The following is a 14,922-nucleotide window of genomic DNA, read 5'->3' as shown; positions in this document are numbered from 1 at the left end:
GAACACTCGGGAATATTTTCCGGTAAAGTAAGGGGAGTTAGATGCTCTGAATCCGTTTATACTCTAGCTCACTGATACTCTAGGTTATTATTTGGCGATCGCTCTGAACAACAACAGCAATGGTACAACCTCAGCAACCCAATCTTTCGAGTTCTTCCCTCTCCTCCGGTGTGTCCGTAGGGGATGCCTACGCTAATGACCTTTCCCAGAGTCAAGGGGTACTCCAAACGTTAACACCAGAGCGTCAGCCCAGTGCCGCTCACCCCCCTGTTGTCGCCCCAGAAATAGCACGCCCCACCCAGCGTTACCAAATGCTCCAAGAGCTAGGACAGCCCATTGAGCGCGGTTGTATCACCTATCTCGCCCAAGACACCATCACGCAGCAGAAGGTGGTGATTAAACATTTTGAAGCCGCAGAACCCGACGGAACCGTTGTTCCTTGGCAAGCCCTAAAACAGCAAATTCAGCGTCTACAAACGGTCAATCATCCTCAACTGTTGACCTATCAGTATGGTTTCCCCACCCCGACCGAAAAGGGAACAGGGTTCTGCTGGGTACGCAATTATATAGATAATTGTCAACCCCTGCACCATAAAAAAGAGTTATCTTTTGCAGAAATTAAAACAGTTTTTCTGAAGTTATTAGACCTGTTAAGTGAACTCCACCAACAGACTCCAGTCATTCTGCACCAAAACCTGAAACCCGAGAATATTTTGCTGGATGATCAACTGAATCTTTATCTAGTAGATTTGGGTTGGCATGGGCAATCAGAACCCGACGAACTGGAGAATCCTCGGGGGGATTTGCGGGCGGTAGGATTAGCTTGGCTCAGTTGGTTTAGCCAAACGCCTTGGGAGGAAATGCCCCCCATTGGCGATCGCCTCACCCTCAGTCCCCTCGCCCCCAAACTCTCCACCCTCAACCCCGACTTTGTGCAGTGGCTAGAGAGTCTAGTCAATCCCAACCCCCCCAACCCCTACCAATCCGCCCACCAAGCTAGAACCGCCCTAGAACGACTCTCCCTGGCCCGGGTGCCGGAAATCCCCCTCGAACTTCCCCCCATTGTCTTTAAAGCCCATCACACCGGGCAAGTTCTCAACCAATCCCTCCGACTCAAACGGGGACTCCCCCCCTCCCTCATCGAGGGAACTTGGGAAATTGCCCCCCATGCCGATGATCCCCCCCACAGTGGAGCGATTCATCCCTGGATTCGTGTGAGTCCCGCCCATTTTGACCCCGAACAACGAGACTATCAAATCACCATTGATCCTCGTCATTTAACCCTTGGGGAAAGCTACGAGCGGCAAATTATTTTACATCAATATTCTGCCCCAGAAATTAAATACACCCTGACCTTACAAGTTCAACTTGTTCCGGCTAAACCTTCCTTAAAAGATTGGATTCAAGCCCGTTTACCCAAATATCTACCCCGTCCATTCTTTAAACCAGCCAATCCCTTGGGTAATCTCTCAGAAGAGGAAATTAGATTAGCCCTCACCCGCTATGGTTCTCCCGATTGGACAGAAGAAGATTTTCAGCAACTGCTTAAAGTTCTCGGAGAAGCAGGTTATGGCTGGTTAAACCCTGAAGGCATCCGTCAACAGCTAGAAATCATGAGTCAACACTATAAATCTTAGGGGGCTAGCCCCCCCCCATAAGAATGGTGAAACAATGCTAGGGAAAGCGACAAGCTCAGGTTTGCCTTGACTCCCATTCTGAGCTATCCGATTAATTTTTCTCCAGCAAAAAATGGAGCGGAATTAATCTCAGCTTCTTGCCTGTGTTCACTGGTCAATAAATCAGCTAAAATAGCCGAGAATTCCAGTCATTCATCAAACTTAACTCGGTCAGAGTTGGTGCTAACTGTAGAATTCAACTAAGTTGCGTGTCAGGACTCTGGTAGTCTAATCCCCCTCCTGCTTTAATCTCGATTAAGCAGGTTGGTCAAAATGATTCCTGATCCATCTTAGGTCTTACGATGATTGATATGGTGTTTTGAGGAGTCATAAAACCGTGAAACTAAATTTTAAACACGAGAAAACCCTGTCTTCTGCCGTCCTGCTCACACTGTTAGGGCTGTTTACCGCTCCCTTACAAGCACAAGCAACCACCGCGTCAGAACTGCTAGCCGCTTCTGGGTCTTCTAAAACTCAGTCCTCCGTTGAATCTTCTGAGTCAACCGTCAGCAAAAGTCCCGCCGCATCTACATTGACTGCTGCTGTAACCGGAACCCAGGCGACTGAAGGATCTTTTACTGAAGCTTCCCTCTTACAATCTTCTGAGGGGACTTCTTCCCTTCGGCAGCAGGGCTTTACCAACGCCCAAACCCCCGCCTCCTTCTTCAACACTCGACCGACTCCAGCCGCCCCCTCATCCTCCAACCTGAAGGACACCCTAGCCAACCCCAGCCAACCCGCCCCCGTGATCTTCAACAATAATGTTGAAGGGGATCCCATGTCCCAAGTGAACAGCGTCACCCAATTCCGGGACGTTTTCCCCGGAGACTGGGCCTATCAAGCCCTGAGTGACCTCGTAACCCGCTATGGTTGTATTGCTGGGTATCCTGACGGTACCTTCCGAGGCAACCGCGCCCTGAGTCGCTACGAATTCGCCGCCGGACTCAACGCCTGCTTACAACAAATCGAGCGTATTCTGGCCGAGTCCACCGCCGACCTCGCCACCCGGGAAGACCTCGAAGTGCTACAAGCCTTAATGCGGGAATTCCAAGGGGAATTAGAAATGCTCGGGGGTCGTATTGATGCCCTTGATGCGCGCATCACCTTCCAAGAAGATAACCAATTCTCCACCACGACTAAACTGTTCGGCCAAGCCATCATCGGGATTCAAGGTCGTGACGGAGGAACCTTTGACTTCTTGGGGTTGCGTTTCCAAGATCGTCAGCAAAATCTTAACGTCATTGCCAACGCTCAACTGAGCTTATTCACCCAATTTAGTCCCCGGAGTTTACTGCTGACTAGCTTCCAAGCGGGCACCGGAAGCACCGTTGATTCCTTCGCAGGCGATCGCAGCTTACCCAGCCAATACCGGAACTTTATCGGATTAGCCTACGAAGGCGACACCAACGCCAACCTCTTCCTCAGTGACCTCAACTACCGGCACCTCTTCGGCAACAACCTAGCCGTTATGGTCGGTCCTCGCGGCATTAGCCCCGTCAACGTCTTCCGGGGATCCAACCGAGTCGAAAGCGCCGGGAGTGGTCCCCTGTCACGCTTTGCCCAACGTAACCCCATCTCCAGCATCGGTGGGGGTCAAGGGGGTATCGGGTTTGACTGGCAAATTTCCCCCATCGCCAGTTTACAAGCCGTTTACTCCTCCAGCGACCCAGAAAACAGTTTCCCCGGCACCATCTTTAGTGGTGGACTCTTTGGCGGAGACTACGCCGCCACCACGGCCGGGTTACAAGTCGTTCTCTCCCCCAGCGATGACATCGACGTAGCCCTGCAATACATCCATTCCTACTCCCCCTTGGGTCTACTACTCACCGGACTTGGGGATGATCAACTGATCACCAGTAACAGTGGTGCTTTCCTCCGCGCCCCCATGCAAACCAACGCCTTTGGTTTCAATGCGGAATGGCGCGTCACCCCCAAATTCACCCTAGGGGGTTGGGTTGGCTACAGCACCTCTAATTACCTCCCGGGTTCGGGTTCCGTAGAAACCCTCAACTGGATGGCCTTCCTCAACTTCCCTGACCTCGGCGGTCAAGGCAACCTAGGCGGGCTTTATTTCGGGCAACCCCCCAAAATCACCAGCAGTAACGTCTCCCAAGGCGGCCTAGGTCGGAACATCCCCGGCTTCCCCCAAAACGTCATCAACCCCCCGCCCGGCGGTCAACCTGCCACCAGCTACCACCTCGAAGCCTTCTATCGGTTGCGTCTCACCGACAACATCAGCATCACACCGGGCGTGATCGTCGTCTTCAACCCCGGTCACAACAGTAGCAACAGCACCGTCACCATTGGCGCTTTGCGAACCACCTTCAGCTTCTAGGGTGACAGTTAAGACCGAACCAGAGGGGGACTTTGTTCCCCCTTTTTTTCGGTCGCTTCCTCTAGCGGTTCTCCTCAATATCTAGTCGGTAACTTTTAACACCTATACTAAAGAGAGTCAGAATTCACCCTTAAACTCGATGGTAAGGTTAAGGGTGAAAGGGAAAAAACCACCTAACAAACCAAGAGGGCTTAGGCATAAGGCAATCCGCTTGCTGGTCAAAGAGAGAGCCGACCCTCAGCCTATTGATTTGACTTTTTCCCGACAAAAACGCAAAAAAATTAGTACCTTTTGCGGATGTCATTTGCACTAAAGTCTTACATTTTTCTGCGTATATCTTGTGACTAAAATCACTAATCTCCTTGAGAAATTACCCAGAAAAATTTTTCTAAAATTGGGAACACTGAGGCAACCCCTCCCGTCATAGGAGACAACAGAAGAGAAAAAACCCTAAAATGGGTGGTTGTAACCCGGTCCGGCAACTTTTTCTCTAATCCTTCTGGGGCTTCTACCTTCTCTCTCCGAATCTAACTGGCTGTATTTCAAGCTTGCTTCTAGGAGTCCATCCAACAGCAAGAGACTTCTAAATCAACAACAGTCCAACTCATCTTCATTTTACTTGTGGAGTATTTCACTATGGTTTCTCAATCAACTCGTCAAACTGCACTGTTTTTAGGTCTGGCTGGAACTTTTGCCCTCGGCGTTGCCCCTGCGGCTCAAGCTCAAATCCCTGTGACGGGTGGTAGCATTCAAGGTGAAGCAGCATTCTTTATTCCCTCTCAAAACCCAGAAGGGAATGTTAGCTTGTTTGACATCGGGATTAACCAACTGCGCATCGTTAGCCCTAACGGTGTCCTGACTAACCCCAACTTCGTTCCCACCGGAAGCTACTTTGATGATGGTGGCAACGGTAAAGTGAACGCTGGAGACACAGGGTTATTACAAGGTCAACTGTCTGGGGTTGCTTTTAACGGTAATGGTTTCCTCGTTCCCTTCTCCCGTGTTGATACGATTCTGAGCTTCAAGGTTGGTTTCTTCGACAGTAACCCCCTCAACGTTCCGGGTACCTTAATCCGACCTGAAGTTGCGGCACCTCAACTGTTCCTACCCTATCTCTCCAATGTTGAAGGGACTGGCTTCACCCCCACTGAAGGGAAACTGCAAATCGGTCAAATTGATGCCAATATTGACAATGGTTTGATTGACTTACCTTCTGACTATCGCTTTGTTCAAACGGCTGGTGCCACTCTTCCTGAAGTCATCCCCATCGCCACTCAAAAAATCAAATTTGAGTTTGAAGGGAAAGACGTTACTCTGAACCGAGGGGGTAGCAGCACAAGCACCACTAGCAGCAGCACCAGTGGCACCAGTGGCAGCACTAGCACTACTAGCGGCACCAGTGGCAGCACTAGCACCACTAGTGGCAGCACTAGCACTACTAGCGGCACCAGTGGCAGCACTAGCACCACTAGCGACACCAGCACCACTAGCTCTTCCGAGAATCAATTAGCGACGACCCAAGGGACTGACCTTGATTACTCTGATGGTACTCTCCGGGTGTCTGGCGAAGCCACCAAGTTCAAAATTGAATCTGTTGGTGGTGGTAGTCGCAACAAGTTCAAAATTGAAGGGTCTGGTGCTATTGACTTTGCAATGGCTAACCTGCAACAAGTGGGTGATGTCACCGAGAAAAACCGTGCTTCTTTAGACCTCGCTCGCTCTCTGAACTATAAAATTGATGGTCAAGCGAGTGGTTATTTTGCCCTGCTGAACTCTACTGCTACCGCTTTTAGTGGCAGCAACTTACGCGGCGACAAACCCGTTGAGTTTGAAGTGAAGCAAGATAGCACGAATTTTGAATTAGATGGTAAATTCCGGGGCGATATTCAATTCCTGACCCAAAGTGGTGTAGGGGAGGTGAATGTATCTCGTCTGTCTCGTAACTACAAGTACGAAAACTTGGCTGGGAATCCCACTTTCTTGGCACTACGGAATACTGGCACAGAGGTTAATGTTAACTTCTTAACGGTTAACCAACGGGAATTCAAAACCCGCAATGTTTTCCAAGTTGGTCGTTTTAACTTCAATGTTCTTGAAGGTGGCAAAATCAAATTTGAGGACGTGAAAGTTGAAAGCACTCCTCAAAGCGTTGAATTTGAAGAACAAGAGCGCATCAGCAACGAAATCAAAATCAAATTTGAGCGCAACAACCGCTTCAAATTTAATCCCGCTATTGTGAATATCTTCACAGGTCGGGGTGGTCGTGGTCGCTTCTTGGTCTTAGGTTCTCCTATCTACTTCGTGAATCAAACGGCACAAGTTGATGTCCAGTTTGGTGAAGTCTCTGGTGTTCGTTACTTAGTGGCTTCTCGCGGTCGTGGTCGTGGTTTAGCGTTAGGTTACAAACTGCGTGGTCCTTCTAGCCGTGCTTTCCCCTCTTTGGTTGGTTTAAGCGAAATCTCTCAAGAGGAAGCTGAATCCATCTATGATCAACTGGCGGCTGATGATGATCTCGATTTAGACTTAGATGTTGATGACGACACCGACTTAGATGTTGATGACGACACCGACTTAGATGTTGATGACGACACCGACTTAGATGTTGATGATGACACCGAAGTTGATGTTGATGACGAAACCGAAGTTGATGTTGATGACGAAACCGAAGTTGATGTTGACGACGAAACCGAAGTTGATGTTGATGACGAAACCGAAGTTGATGTTGATGACGAAACCGAAGTTGATGTTGATGACGAAACCGAAGTTGATGTTGACGACGAAACCGAAGTTGAAGCTGATGACGAAACCGAAGTTGAAGCTGATGACGACGGGACTGAATTAGAAGGAATCGAAGGTCTGGAAGAAATCGATCCCAGCATTCTTCCTAACTAATTGATGGCTCAATTCTGAATAAAGTCCTTTGACTAAAAAAACCCCGCTCAAATGTAATGAGCGGGGTTTTTGATCAAATGGCGTTAATAAGTAGGGCTTGCTGAATAACTCTACTCTGGGTGGAAAACAGGGAACGGGGAACAGGAAGGGGAATCGGAAAAAGGCAAGCCTTTTTGATGATTTATCCCTAAAACCTTACAGTTTCTCGCTGTTAGAAGTCAAGGGAACAGGGAACGGGGGGAATTCAGGTTTTTGCCCTCAAGTCTATTTAATTTGGTATAAACCGCTGAAAGTCCTAGTAACACTGCTTAGAGGGATATTCAGCAGACCCTAAGTAAGCTTACCCCGCTCTAAAGAGACGGGGCTTTCGCCCTAGTTTCCGAAGTCCGGGAACAGAATCTCCTGGAGGATTTTACCATTTCCTGTTAATCTTTGGCTTCTCCAATGAGGGTAAAACCCGCCCAATGAGTGGGGTCGGGATATTCTTTGAGGGTGTGCAACATGGCATGACGTAAGGCTAGAGCGCGATCGCCTTTTTCGGCCAATTGAGCATAAAATTCAATCATCAGTGTAGCTGTAGGCTGATCGGGAACCGCCCACAGTGACACAATGGTACTCCTTGCCCCTGCCCCTAGAAAAGCACGAGATAACCCTAGCACCCCATCCCCAGTAATCCGCCCCCGTCCCGTGTGACAGGCACTCAACACCACGAGATCAGCCTTCAAACGCAGACTTAGGATTTCTTGGGGGGTGAGGAGGCCATCATCGGGAGGGGAAACGGCGAGCGCCAACGCTCCAGGAGTCGGACTAATCTGTTTCACCTCATCCAGTAAACCATGAGTAGCGAGGTGAATAATACGGGCTTGCTGCATCTGTTGGACAACCACTTTTTCCGTGGCCTCGTCGCCAATTAAGGCCGGATAGCCCAAAGTCGTGGCGATGGCCTTCGCTTCGGTTTCTGCCCCCGGTAGGGGCATCAAGGACACAGGCGCTGAACTCCCCGGCACGGGAATCCTCGGCATGGTAGGATTCCCGACAATTAATGCACCTTCCCCCCGTCCTTTGGGTAATTGATGGGTGTAGGCTAACAGTTGCAAAGAAGGTGTTGTTAAAATGGTGTGACGGTGAATGAGATATTGATTTTGTTCATCTCGCAAGGCTGGAAAGGGAACTAAAAATAAGATTCCTTGGGGAATAAAAATCACCTTTTTTTCTGGGTCTGTGGGGAGGAAATCGGCAATGGGTTGAATTAACAGTTGATAGAGTTCAGCTAACCTTTGCTCACTCTGTTGTTTCCGTTGAGAGAGTAAGATATTGCGGCTTTGTTCTACAAAGCGAGTTAAGGGGACTTGTCCTTGTCCAGCCGGGATTAATACCTGATCTAAATGACTCTGGCGAAAGGTAATTTTTCCTTCTGGGGTAATCACCCAGATATATAATTGAGGATTCAATGTATCTTCCCCAATCAAGGAATATTCAACTAAAGTTGCTTGTTGTTGTTGAGCGACTTGGCGAATTTGTGCCACGGTGGGACTGGGGGGATTTGTTTGGGGTTGATAGGTGACAAGACGAGCTAACAAATCCACAAAAGCCCGCCCTCGACTTCGTTCAGCAATTTCTAAGGCTTTTTCCTCTTGGTTTTGGGCAACTAAAGCCTGTTGTAAATGTTGATAGATGGTTTTGCCTTGTTCAAATAATGAGACTTTCTGGGCATCATTTAAACCCGGTCGCAGAGCTTCAAAGTTATCCATGGCTAGGGTTAATATTCGGGCGGCTTCACTGTACTTTTTTTGAGTGATTAAGAGGCGACCGATTTCATTTTGAGTTAGAATAGACCCGGCACTTTTAGCCGGATATTCTGTTAAGGCTTGTTGATAAAAATTAAGGGCTTGTTCGGGCTTGTCTTGACTGTTGTAGGCTTGGGCTAATAGACTATAACTTTGGGCTTTACTTTCGGCATCTGACAAGCGGCTAGCTAGGTCAAGTGCTTGTTGATGAAGGGCAAGGGCGCGGTCAATTTGTCCCAATTTTTGATAGATTTGACCCACTTGATTCAGACTAACTACGACGGCGGGTAAACGGTTCAGGTCTTGATAGGTTTTTAGGGCGTTTTGGGCGAATTCTAGGGCTTGGGTCAATTCGCCTTGTTGGGTGTAGATTTGGGCTAAATTGAGCCAATTAACGGCTTCTCCGGCTTGGGCAAAGGTGACATCCAGTTCATCTCCCAAGGGAGGACGAATGGCTAAACTTTGATGGAGAATGGGGGGGCTGAGATAGGATTGACTCAGGGCATCTCGTAATAATTCTAAGCCTTGCAGGTTAGAGCCGGAAACTGAACCTTTGATCCAAGTTTGATAGAGGGCTGCGGCTTGAGCGGAAAATTCTAGGGCTTGATTGATTTCTCCTAAAACTAAGCAGAGGGAACTTAAGTTGTTCAGGATGGCCGCTTCTGCGCCGAGATAGCGAATTTTGGCATTATTGGCGAGATCCCGAACAATCTGTAAGGCTTGATAATAATGGTCTAAGGCTAGGGCATATTGACTGGAATTAGCATAAACTACGCCGAGGTTATTTAATGTGTAAGCTTGGCCAATTTTGTCGTCGGCTTCTCGTTGTAATGTTAAGACAGTTTGATACTGAGTAATGGCAGGGAGATAATCTCCTTGTTTAAAGGCGAGGGCGGCGAGGGCAGATGTGGTTAAAATGAGACTGGTTCTAATACTTTGAGGATCTTCGGGATTGCCCCGTTGCAGTTGTTGTAAGATTTGCCGGGCTTGTTGATAACTGGTGATGGCTTGGGTGCGATCGCCTAACTGTTCGTAGGTTTGCCCTAAGTATTGGTGGGTATAGGCGATAGACTCGGGATGATTGACGCTTTGGAACAACTTTAGGGCTTCCTGAAAGGAGGATAACGCCTCCTGATTTCGTTCAAGGGCGAGATACACTTCCCCCATGCCCTGCAAACTCCGCCCAGCCCCGGCGGGTACGTTAATCTGGCGGAAAATGGCGAGGGCTTTTTGATAAAGTGCGATCGCCCCTTGAGCATCCCCCCGATGATACAATTGCTCTGCTTCTTGATTGAGATAAACCGCCTCCATCAATGATTCATCGTGAGAGGGAGAACCTTGAGCTAAAGGGTAGGTAAAATCTGGATGATTTTGTGCTAAAACGGCTTGGAGGTTGGGCGTTCCCCATAACCCGAGGAACAGGCTACTAGAAGAACCGAAAAGAAGCAGAGACGAACACAAGGCCGAAAGATTCGCCATAGAATTTTGCTCTAGGTTTTAGCGCTAGAGGGATCAGGGATCAGATTCACTACTTCGGTTCTATCACATCTTGCAGGAAAGGTTTTAGCGCTAGAGGGATCAGGGATCAGATTCACTACTTCGGTTCTATCACATCTTGAAGGATCAGTTATCAAGCTTGTTACCTTACCCTGCCGTTGGCGAGGAAGGGGATGGACTTGACCACTAACTCCCAAAGCGAAAACCAAGCTAAAAAAGGCTGTGTTGCAAGAGAAAATTTGGGTCTTAGGAACTAGGACTTCTGCCTGGGGAGGGAAGAGAAGACTGGCTATATTTCGGTATAGAAAGCACTTCCGATTGAATCAGGAAGCTCCATCCTCGCGCCTCGGCAGGGTGGGGTAGTTCACTAGAGACTAGATCAGTTTTTCTTTAATCGAGAAAAACATCCCCAGCTTCATCACCATACTCCCACTCTAAATTCGGCATAGCATCAAAGGCTTTGCGCAGGGATTCTTCCCAGAGTTTGCGCATTTTTGCTAAATAGGGCGCACCTAAACGTAATTGGAGACGATGCCGCAAAACGAGGGTATCTCGTTCATACATGACGAGATTAATCGGTGGACCCACGGATAGGTTAGATTTCATGGTGGAGTCTATGGACAGCAGGGCGCATTTAGCAACGGCTTCTAAGTGGGTTTCATAGGTTAGGGTGCGATCTAAAATAGGTTTACCATATTTGGTTTCCCCAATTTGGATAAAAGGAGTTTCTTTGGTGGCTTGGATAAAGTTCCCTTGGGGATAAATTAAATAGAGTTTGTGCTTTTCTCCGGGGAGTTGACCGCCTAAAAGTAAACTACACTGGTAGTCAATATGATCTCGTTCTAACCAAGGTCTATCCCGGTCTTGGATTTCTCGGATTTTCTGGCCAATATAATGGGCAATGTCATAAAAAGAATTTAGGGTATGTAAGTTGGTTTCAGTTTGATTTTCAATATCCCGTTCTAGGGCGGTAATAACACTTTGGGTAATGGCTAAATTCCCCGATGTGCAGAGAATAATGACTCGTTCTCCCGGTACGGAAAAGTCAAATAATTTCCGATAAGTAGAAATATAATCGACTCCGGCATTGGTGCGGGAATCGGCGGCGATGACCAGCCCGGAGCGTGTAATAATGCCTAAACAGTATGTCATACCCTGTGTTCGTTTAGATTGGAAACTAAAGTGCGTCACTCAAGTTCAGTTATGGTGAAAAATAGAAGTTAAAGCGGCTAATGGTTTAGCCCAAAATCTCGCGTTAGTATTGTCGCGTTTACCCAAAATATTTAAGTCTAAATAGTCCTGTAAAACCCGAGGGAGTTTCTTCAAAAGTACAGGCTTGAAGTTTCGGACATGACAATACAATCCGAGCCTTTTCTATCTTAGCCCAAAATGACCCGGATGCTGGCTCAATTTAGTGCTGGAGCGTTCAAACCGTATAATAGTGTACTGTACAAGTTTTTTCAGTTTCTCCTCACAACAACATGACTTTTGCCGATGATCAACCTTGGGCGGCGATCGCAACGATGCTTCAATTTAACTGCATATTAGAGGATTTTTGTCAAGAAAATGGTCGGGCTTGGTTATGGGTAGGCATGGGGTGTCAACAGGATACGGATGGTCAGTTAATGGCGGAGGGGGTGGAGCAGGTGTTCCGGGATTATGATTTGGCACCGGAGGCGATCGCGGGAATTGCCACATTGGACGTAAAAGCTAAGGAAACCGGGATTTTGGCCCTCTGTCGCGATCGCCACTTCCCCCTACAAACCTTTACACGCCAGCAACTCCAAGGGATTCGAGTCCCCACGGCTTCGGGGGTCGTGCAGCAGAAAGTCGGCATCCCCAGCGTTGCAGAAGCGGCGGCCTTGTGTGCAGCGGGAGGAGAGGGGGCTAGATTGTTGGTACCGAAGCAAATTATCAAGCAAGCTGGGCGCAAAGGATCCCTCACCCTTGCTGTTGCCCTATCTAGTCGAGCCAATTCGTTATGATGGGTCATTGGGAGAGTACCGCCATTGATTCGAGCAAAAATAGAAAAACACAATGAATTCAATTCAACAAGCGCAGGAAATCTACCAAAGTTTTCCCGGACGGTTTCAAAGTCTGATGTTAAGCACAGTCAGCACAGAGGGAGTTCCAGATGCGAGTTATGCGCCCTTTATTATGAATGCCCAGAAACAAATTTATTTGTTTGTCAGTGGTTTATCAACCCATACCCAAAATTTATTAGTCCGTCCTCAAGCTAGTGTGTTGATCATTGAAGATGAAGGGGGCGCGCAACAGATTTTTGCTCGTTGCCGTTTAAGCTATCTTTGTCAAGCCAAATTCATAGAACGTAACACGGGGGAATGGCAATATATCGCCGATCAATTTCAGGATAAATTCGGGGATATTGTGACGGTATTTCGGCGTTTACCAGATTTTCGGGTGGTGGAATTAACTCCCACTCAGGGGCGCTTTATTTTAGGCTTTGGGGGGGCTTATCACATCCGAGGCAATGATTTAAACCGCTTGGTGCTAGAAGAGCGAGGAAATCCAAACTCGTCATCGAATTGAGAGGATTTCCTGCTCCTTCTAGGATGGATACAAGGGGGAAATTAGAGAGCGCCCAAACTGGCTAAACCTAGAATAGCCCCAGCGCCGAGGATATGCCCGAAGCTGGTGGTGGCTAAGAGGGCGGGGAAACCCATTCCCCCGAAAAAGGGAGACATGGGCAGGGCAGGGCCGACGCTGGGTTGTTGAACGGTGAATTTCGCAAAGGCGATCGCAATAATATTACAAACAATCATCACAATAGCCACTTTAGGGCTCCAGCTTACGGACGTTCCACCAACAGCAGCAAGTAAAAGGGTATGAGTCAAGGGTTTTCTCCTTTATTCCAATATCAACATGACTTTTGACGACCCATTTTGCCACAAAATCGCCCAGGGGGATACACTCCTGAGCAATTATCAATAATTAGGGCTTGCTGAAAAAGTCCGGGAATCGGGAGTCGGTGTAGGGGCGCCAGAAGTCTCTATCTAGTCGAACTCATGTTTGTCCTCATTGTGGATACAAGGATTGTCGTGATAGAAACACCGCACTGAACATCTTGCAAAAAGGGATAAATATGGCGGGGCGCGTCAAATTTCAAGCTTCAGGAGATTTGCCCTCTAGTTTGGTTGGAGAAATCCTGCTGGATTATGGCGAGTCGATGAATGAAGAATCCCCGTCTATGCAAGAGCGGGGAGCGTCAACTAATCTTTAAACTGTTTCAACCGTGCCTTAACCGCTTGAATGACGGTTTCAATCACAAATACTCGGGCATAATATTTATCATTTCCGGGGACAATCGTCCAAGGCGCTCCGGGGGTGCTAGTCCGTCCAATGGTCTGGTTAATCGCCACTTCATACAACGGCCATTTTTCCCGATTGCGCCAATCTTCCTCGGTTAATTTATATTGTTTGAGGGGATCTTCTTTGCGCTTTTCAAAGCGGGCTAATTGTTCCTCCGGGCTAATATGTAACCAGAACTTGACTAACACATAATTACTGCTGACTAATTGGGCTTCAAATTCGTTAATTTCCCGGTACGCTCTGCGCCATTCCGCCTCCGTGGCAAACTCTTCCACGCGCTCCACTAAAACCCGGCCGTACCAACTGCGGTCAAAAATGCCAAATTTCCCCGCTTCGGGCAGTTTCCGCCAAAAGCGCCAGAGATAGTGATATTTATGCTCCTCCTCTGTGGGGGCTGCATAGGCATTTACTTCATAACTGCGAGGGTCGAGAGTATCAGTAAACCGTTTAATGGCTCCCCCTTTTCCGGCCGCATCCCAGCCTTCAAAGACTAATAAAACGGGAATTTGATGTTTATGAATTTGTAATTGTAGCTGGAGCAGTTCCAGTTGAGCGTTGCGCAGTTTTTCTTTATATTCCTCGCGATCTAGTTTGAGGGAAAGGTCTACTTTCGCCAGAAAATCCGGTTCTGTGGGGAGGAGTTGCACTTGAGGGGTGCTGGGGGGAAGGGGTTGTTGGATGGCCTGACGATCTAAGGCACTGGTGAGGGTAGAAACCAGTTGGGATAAGACTTTAACCCTTGTCCAGCGTTTACAGTTGCCTTCAACTAAGACCCACGGAGCGACACCTGTACTGGTATGGAGGAACATTTCCTCAGCTAAGGCACAGTATTGAGCATAATATTTGGCTTGTAACCAATCTTCGGGACGAACTCGCCAAGCACTCAGTTCATCTTTAGCAAGGGTTTTGATCCGTTTTTTTAATTCTTTGCGGCTAATGTGGATAAAAAATTTAGCGATCGCCACCCCATCCTCGACCTGTTGACGTTCAAAAGCGTTAATCTGCGCCAGTGCTTGGGGGGCTTTATATTCAGGCAATTTATCAAAGAGACGATCCTCTAAAACATGGGTATACCAACTATGGTAAAAAATACCAAAGCTCCCCCGAGGGGGCAATTGTTGCCAGAAGCGCCATAAAAACGGATATTGTTCCTCCGTAGGGGTGGGAGCCAGGGTAGGATGCACGGAAAACCCCCGAGGGTCCATTGAGTTCACCATTTTTTTCACCAGGGATCCCTTCCCCGTCGCAGACCATCCTTCTAAAACAACAATTAAGGGCAGTTGACGCTCCCAACAGGATTGTTGTAAGACTTGCAACTGCTGCATTAAGTCCTCAACTTGGGTTGTATAGGTGTCTTTGTCGAGGGAACGTTCTAGATCCAGAGTATCTAACATAGAGCCGTAAG

General features: G+C 48.1%; 9 protein-coding genes and 1 pseudogene. 6 read left to right on the top strand and 4 right to left on the bottom strand.

Annotated features, from left to right (window positions below):
• Window positions 1-119: 119 nt before the first annotated feature.
• From SPI9445_RS0120600 to SPI9445_RS30785, 3 genes are all read left to right on the top strand, one after another.
• Complete coding sequence (locus SPI9445_RS0120600; protein ID WP_017306680.1) at window positions 120-1,637, top strand: protein kinase domain-containing protein; 1,518 nt, start codon at window positions 120-122, stop codon at window positions 1,635-1,637.
• Window positions 1,638-2,013: 376 nt separating this feature from the next.
• Window positions 2,014-4,011 (top strand): iron uptake porin, encoded by a 1,998-nt coding sequence (locus SPI9445_RS0120595; protein WP_017306679.1) that lies wholly within the window; start codon window positions 2,014-2,016, stop codon window positions 4,009-4,011.
• Between the two features lie 636 nt (window positions 4,012-4,647).
• Complete coding sequence (locus tag SPI9445_RS30785; protein WP_017306678.1) at window positions 4,648-6,903, top strand: hypothetical protein; 2,256 nt, start codon at window positions 4,648-4,650, stop codon at window positions 6,901-6,903.
• 425 nt (window positions 6,904-7,328) lie between these two features.
• Here the strand turns inward: SPI9445_RS30785 and SPI9445_RS27865 are convergent, their stop codons facing one another.
• The gene (locus SPI9445_RS27865) at window positions 7,329-10,169 is read right to left on the bottom strand and encodes a CHAT domain-containing tetratricopeptide repeat protein (protein WP_017306677.1); all 2,841 of its coding nucleotides are present in this window, start codon (window positions 10,167-10,169) and stop codon (window positions 7,329-7,331) included.
• Window positions 10,170-10,577: 408 nt separating this feature from the next.
• Window positions 10,578-11,339 (bottom strand): proteasome-type protease, encoded by a 762-nt coding sequence (locus SPI9445_RS0120580; protein WP_017306676.1) that lies wholly within the window; start codon window positions 11,337-11,339, stop codon window positions 10,578-10,580.
• 329 nt (window positions 11,340-11,668) lie between these two features.
• On the opposite strand from SPI9445_RS0120580, the gene SPI9445_RS0120575 reads away from it, so the two are divergent.
• Complete coding sequence (locus SPI9445_RS0120575) at window positions 11,669-12,172, top strand: cobalamin biosynthesis protein (RefSeq protein WP_017306675.1); 504 nt, start codon at window positions 11,669-11,671, stop codon at window positions 12,170-12,172.
• Window positions 12,173-12,224: 52 nt separating this feature from the next.
• Complete coding sequence (locus SPI9445_RS0120570; protein WP_017306674.1) at window positions 12,225-12,737, top strand: HugZ family pyridoxamine 5'-phosphate oxidase; 513 nt, start codon at window positions 12,225-12,227, stop codon at window positions 12,735-12,737.
• A gap of 41 nt (window positions 12,738-12,778) precedes the next feature.
• Here SPI9445_RS0120570 and psaK read toward each other — a convergent pair whose 3' ends face one another.
• Complete coding sequence (gene psaK, locus SPI9445_RS0120565; RefSeq protein WP_026079972.1) at window positions 12,779-13,042, bottom strand: photosystem I reaction center subunit PsaK; 264 nt, start codon at window positions 13,040-13,042, stop codon at window positions 12,779-12,781.
• A gap of 146 nt (window positions 13,043-13,188) precedes the next feature.
• On the opposite strand from psaK, the pseudogene SPI9445_RS32235 reads away from it, so the two are divergent.
• A pseudogene (locus SPI9445_RS32235) lies at window positions 13,189-13,428 on the top strand (RNA-guided endonuclease TnpB family protein); the annotation flags it as partial.
• Here the strand turns inward: SPI9445_RS32235 and pap are convergent.
• Window positions 13,418-14,911: a polyphosphate:AMP phosphotransferase gene (gene pap / locus SPI9445_RS0120555; protein WP_017306671.1), complete on the bottom strand. Its 1,494-nt coding sequence runs from the start codon at window positions 14,909-14,911 to the stop codon at window positions 13,418-13,420. The pseudogene SPI9445_RS32235 and the gene pap sit on opposite strands and share 11 nt — an antisense overlap.
• Window positions 14,912-14,922: the final 11 nt, after the last annotated feature.

Origin of the sequence: Spirulina subsalsa PCC 9445, from assembly GCF_000314005.1 — a bacterium.
In the GTDB taxonomy this organism is placed as follows: Bacteria; Cyanobacteriota; Cyanobacteriia; order Cyanobacteriales; family Spirulinaceae; genus Spirulina_A; species Spirulina_A subsalsa.
The sequence above is the reverse complement of the archived record's forward strand: the minus strand, read 5'-3'. Positions and strand labels throughout refer to the sequence as shown.

Coding starts and splice junctions, on each gene's coding strand:
- SPI9445_RS27865 (WP_017306677.1), bottom strand. CDS start 10,169: ATGGCGAATCTTTCGGCCTTGTGTTCGTCTCTGCTTCTTTTCGGTTCT.
- SPI9445_RS30785 (WP_017306678.1), top strand. CDS start 4,648: ATGGTTTCTCAATCAACTCGTCAAACTGCACTGTTTTTAGGTCTGGCT.
- SPI9445_RS0120580 (WP_017306676.1), bottom strand. CDS start 11,339: ATGACATACTGTTTAGGCATTATTACACGCTCCGGGCTGGTCATCGCC.
- SPI9445_RS0120570 (WP_017306674.1), top strand. CDS start 12,225: ATGAATTCAATTCAACAAGCGCAGGAAATCTACCAAAGTTTTCCCGGA.
- SPI9445_RS0120600 (WP_017306680.1), top strand. CDS start 120: ATGGTACAACCTCAGCAACCCAATCTTTCGAGTTCTTCCCTCTCCTCC.
- SPI9445_RS0120575 (WP_017306675.1), top strand. CDS start 11,669: ATGACTTTTGCCGATGATCAACCTTGGGCGGCGATCGCAACGATGCTT.
- pap (WP_017306671.1), bottom strand. CDS start 14,911: ATGTTAGATACTCTGGATCTAGAACGTTCCCTCGACAAAGACACCTAT.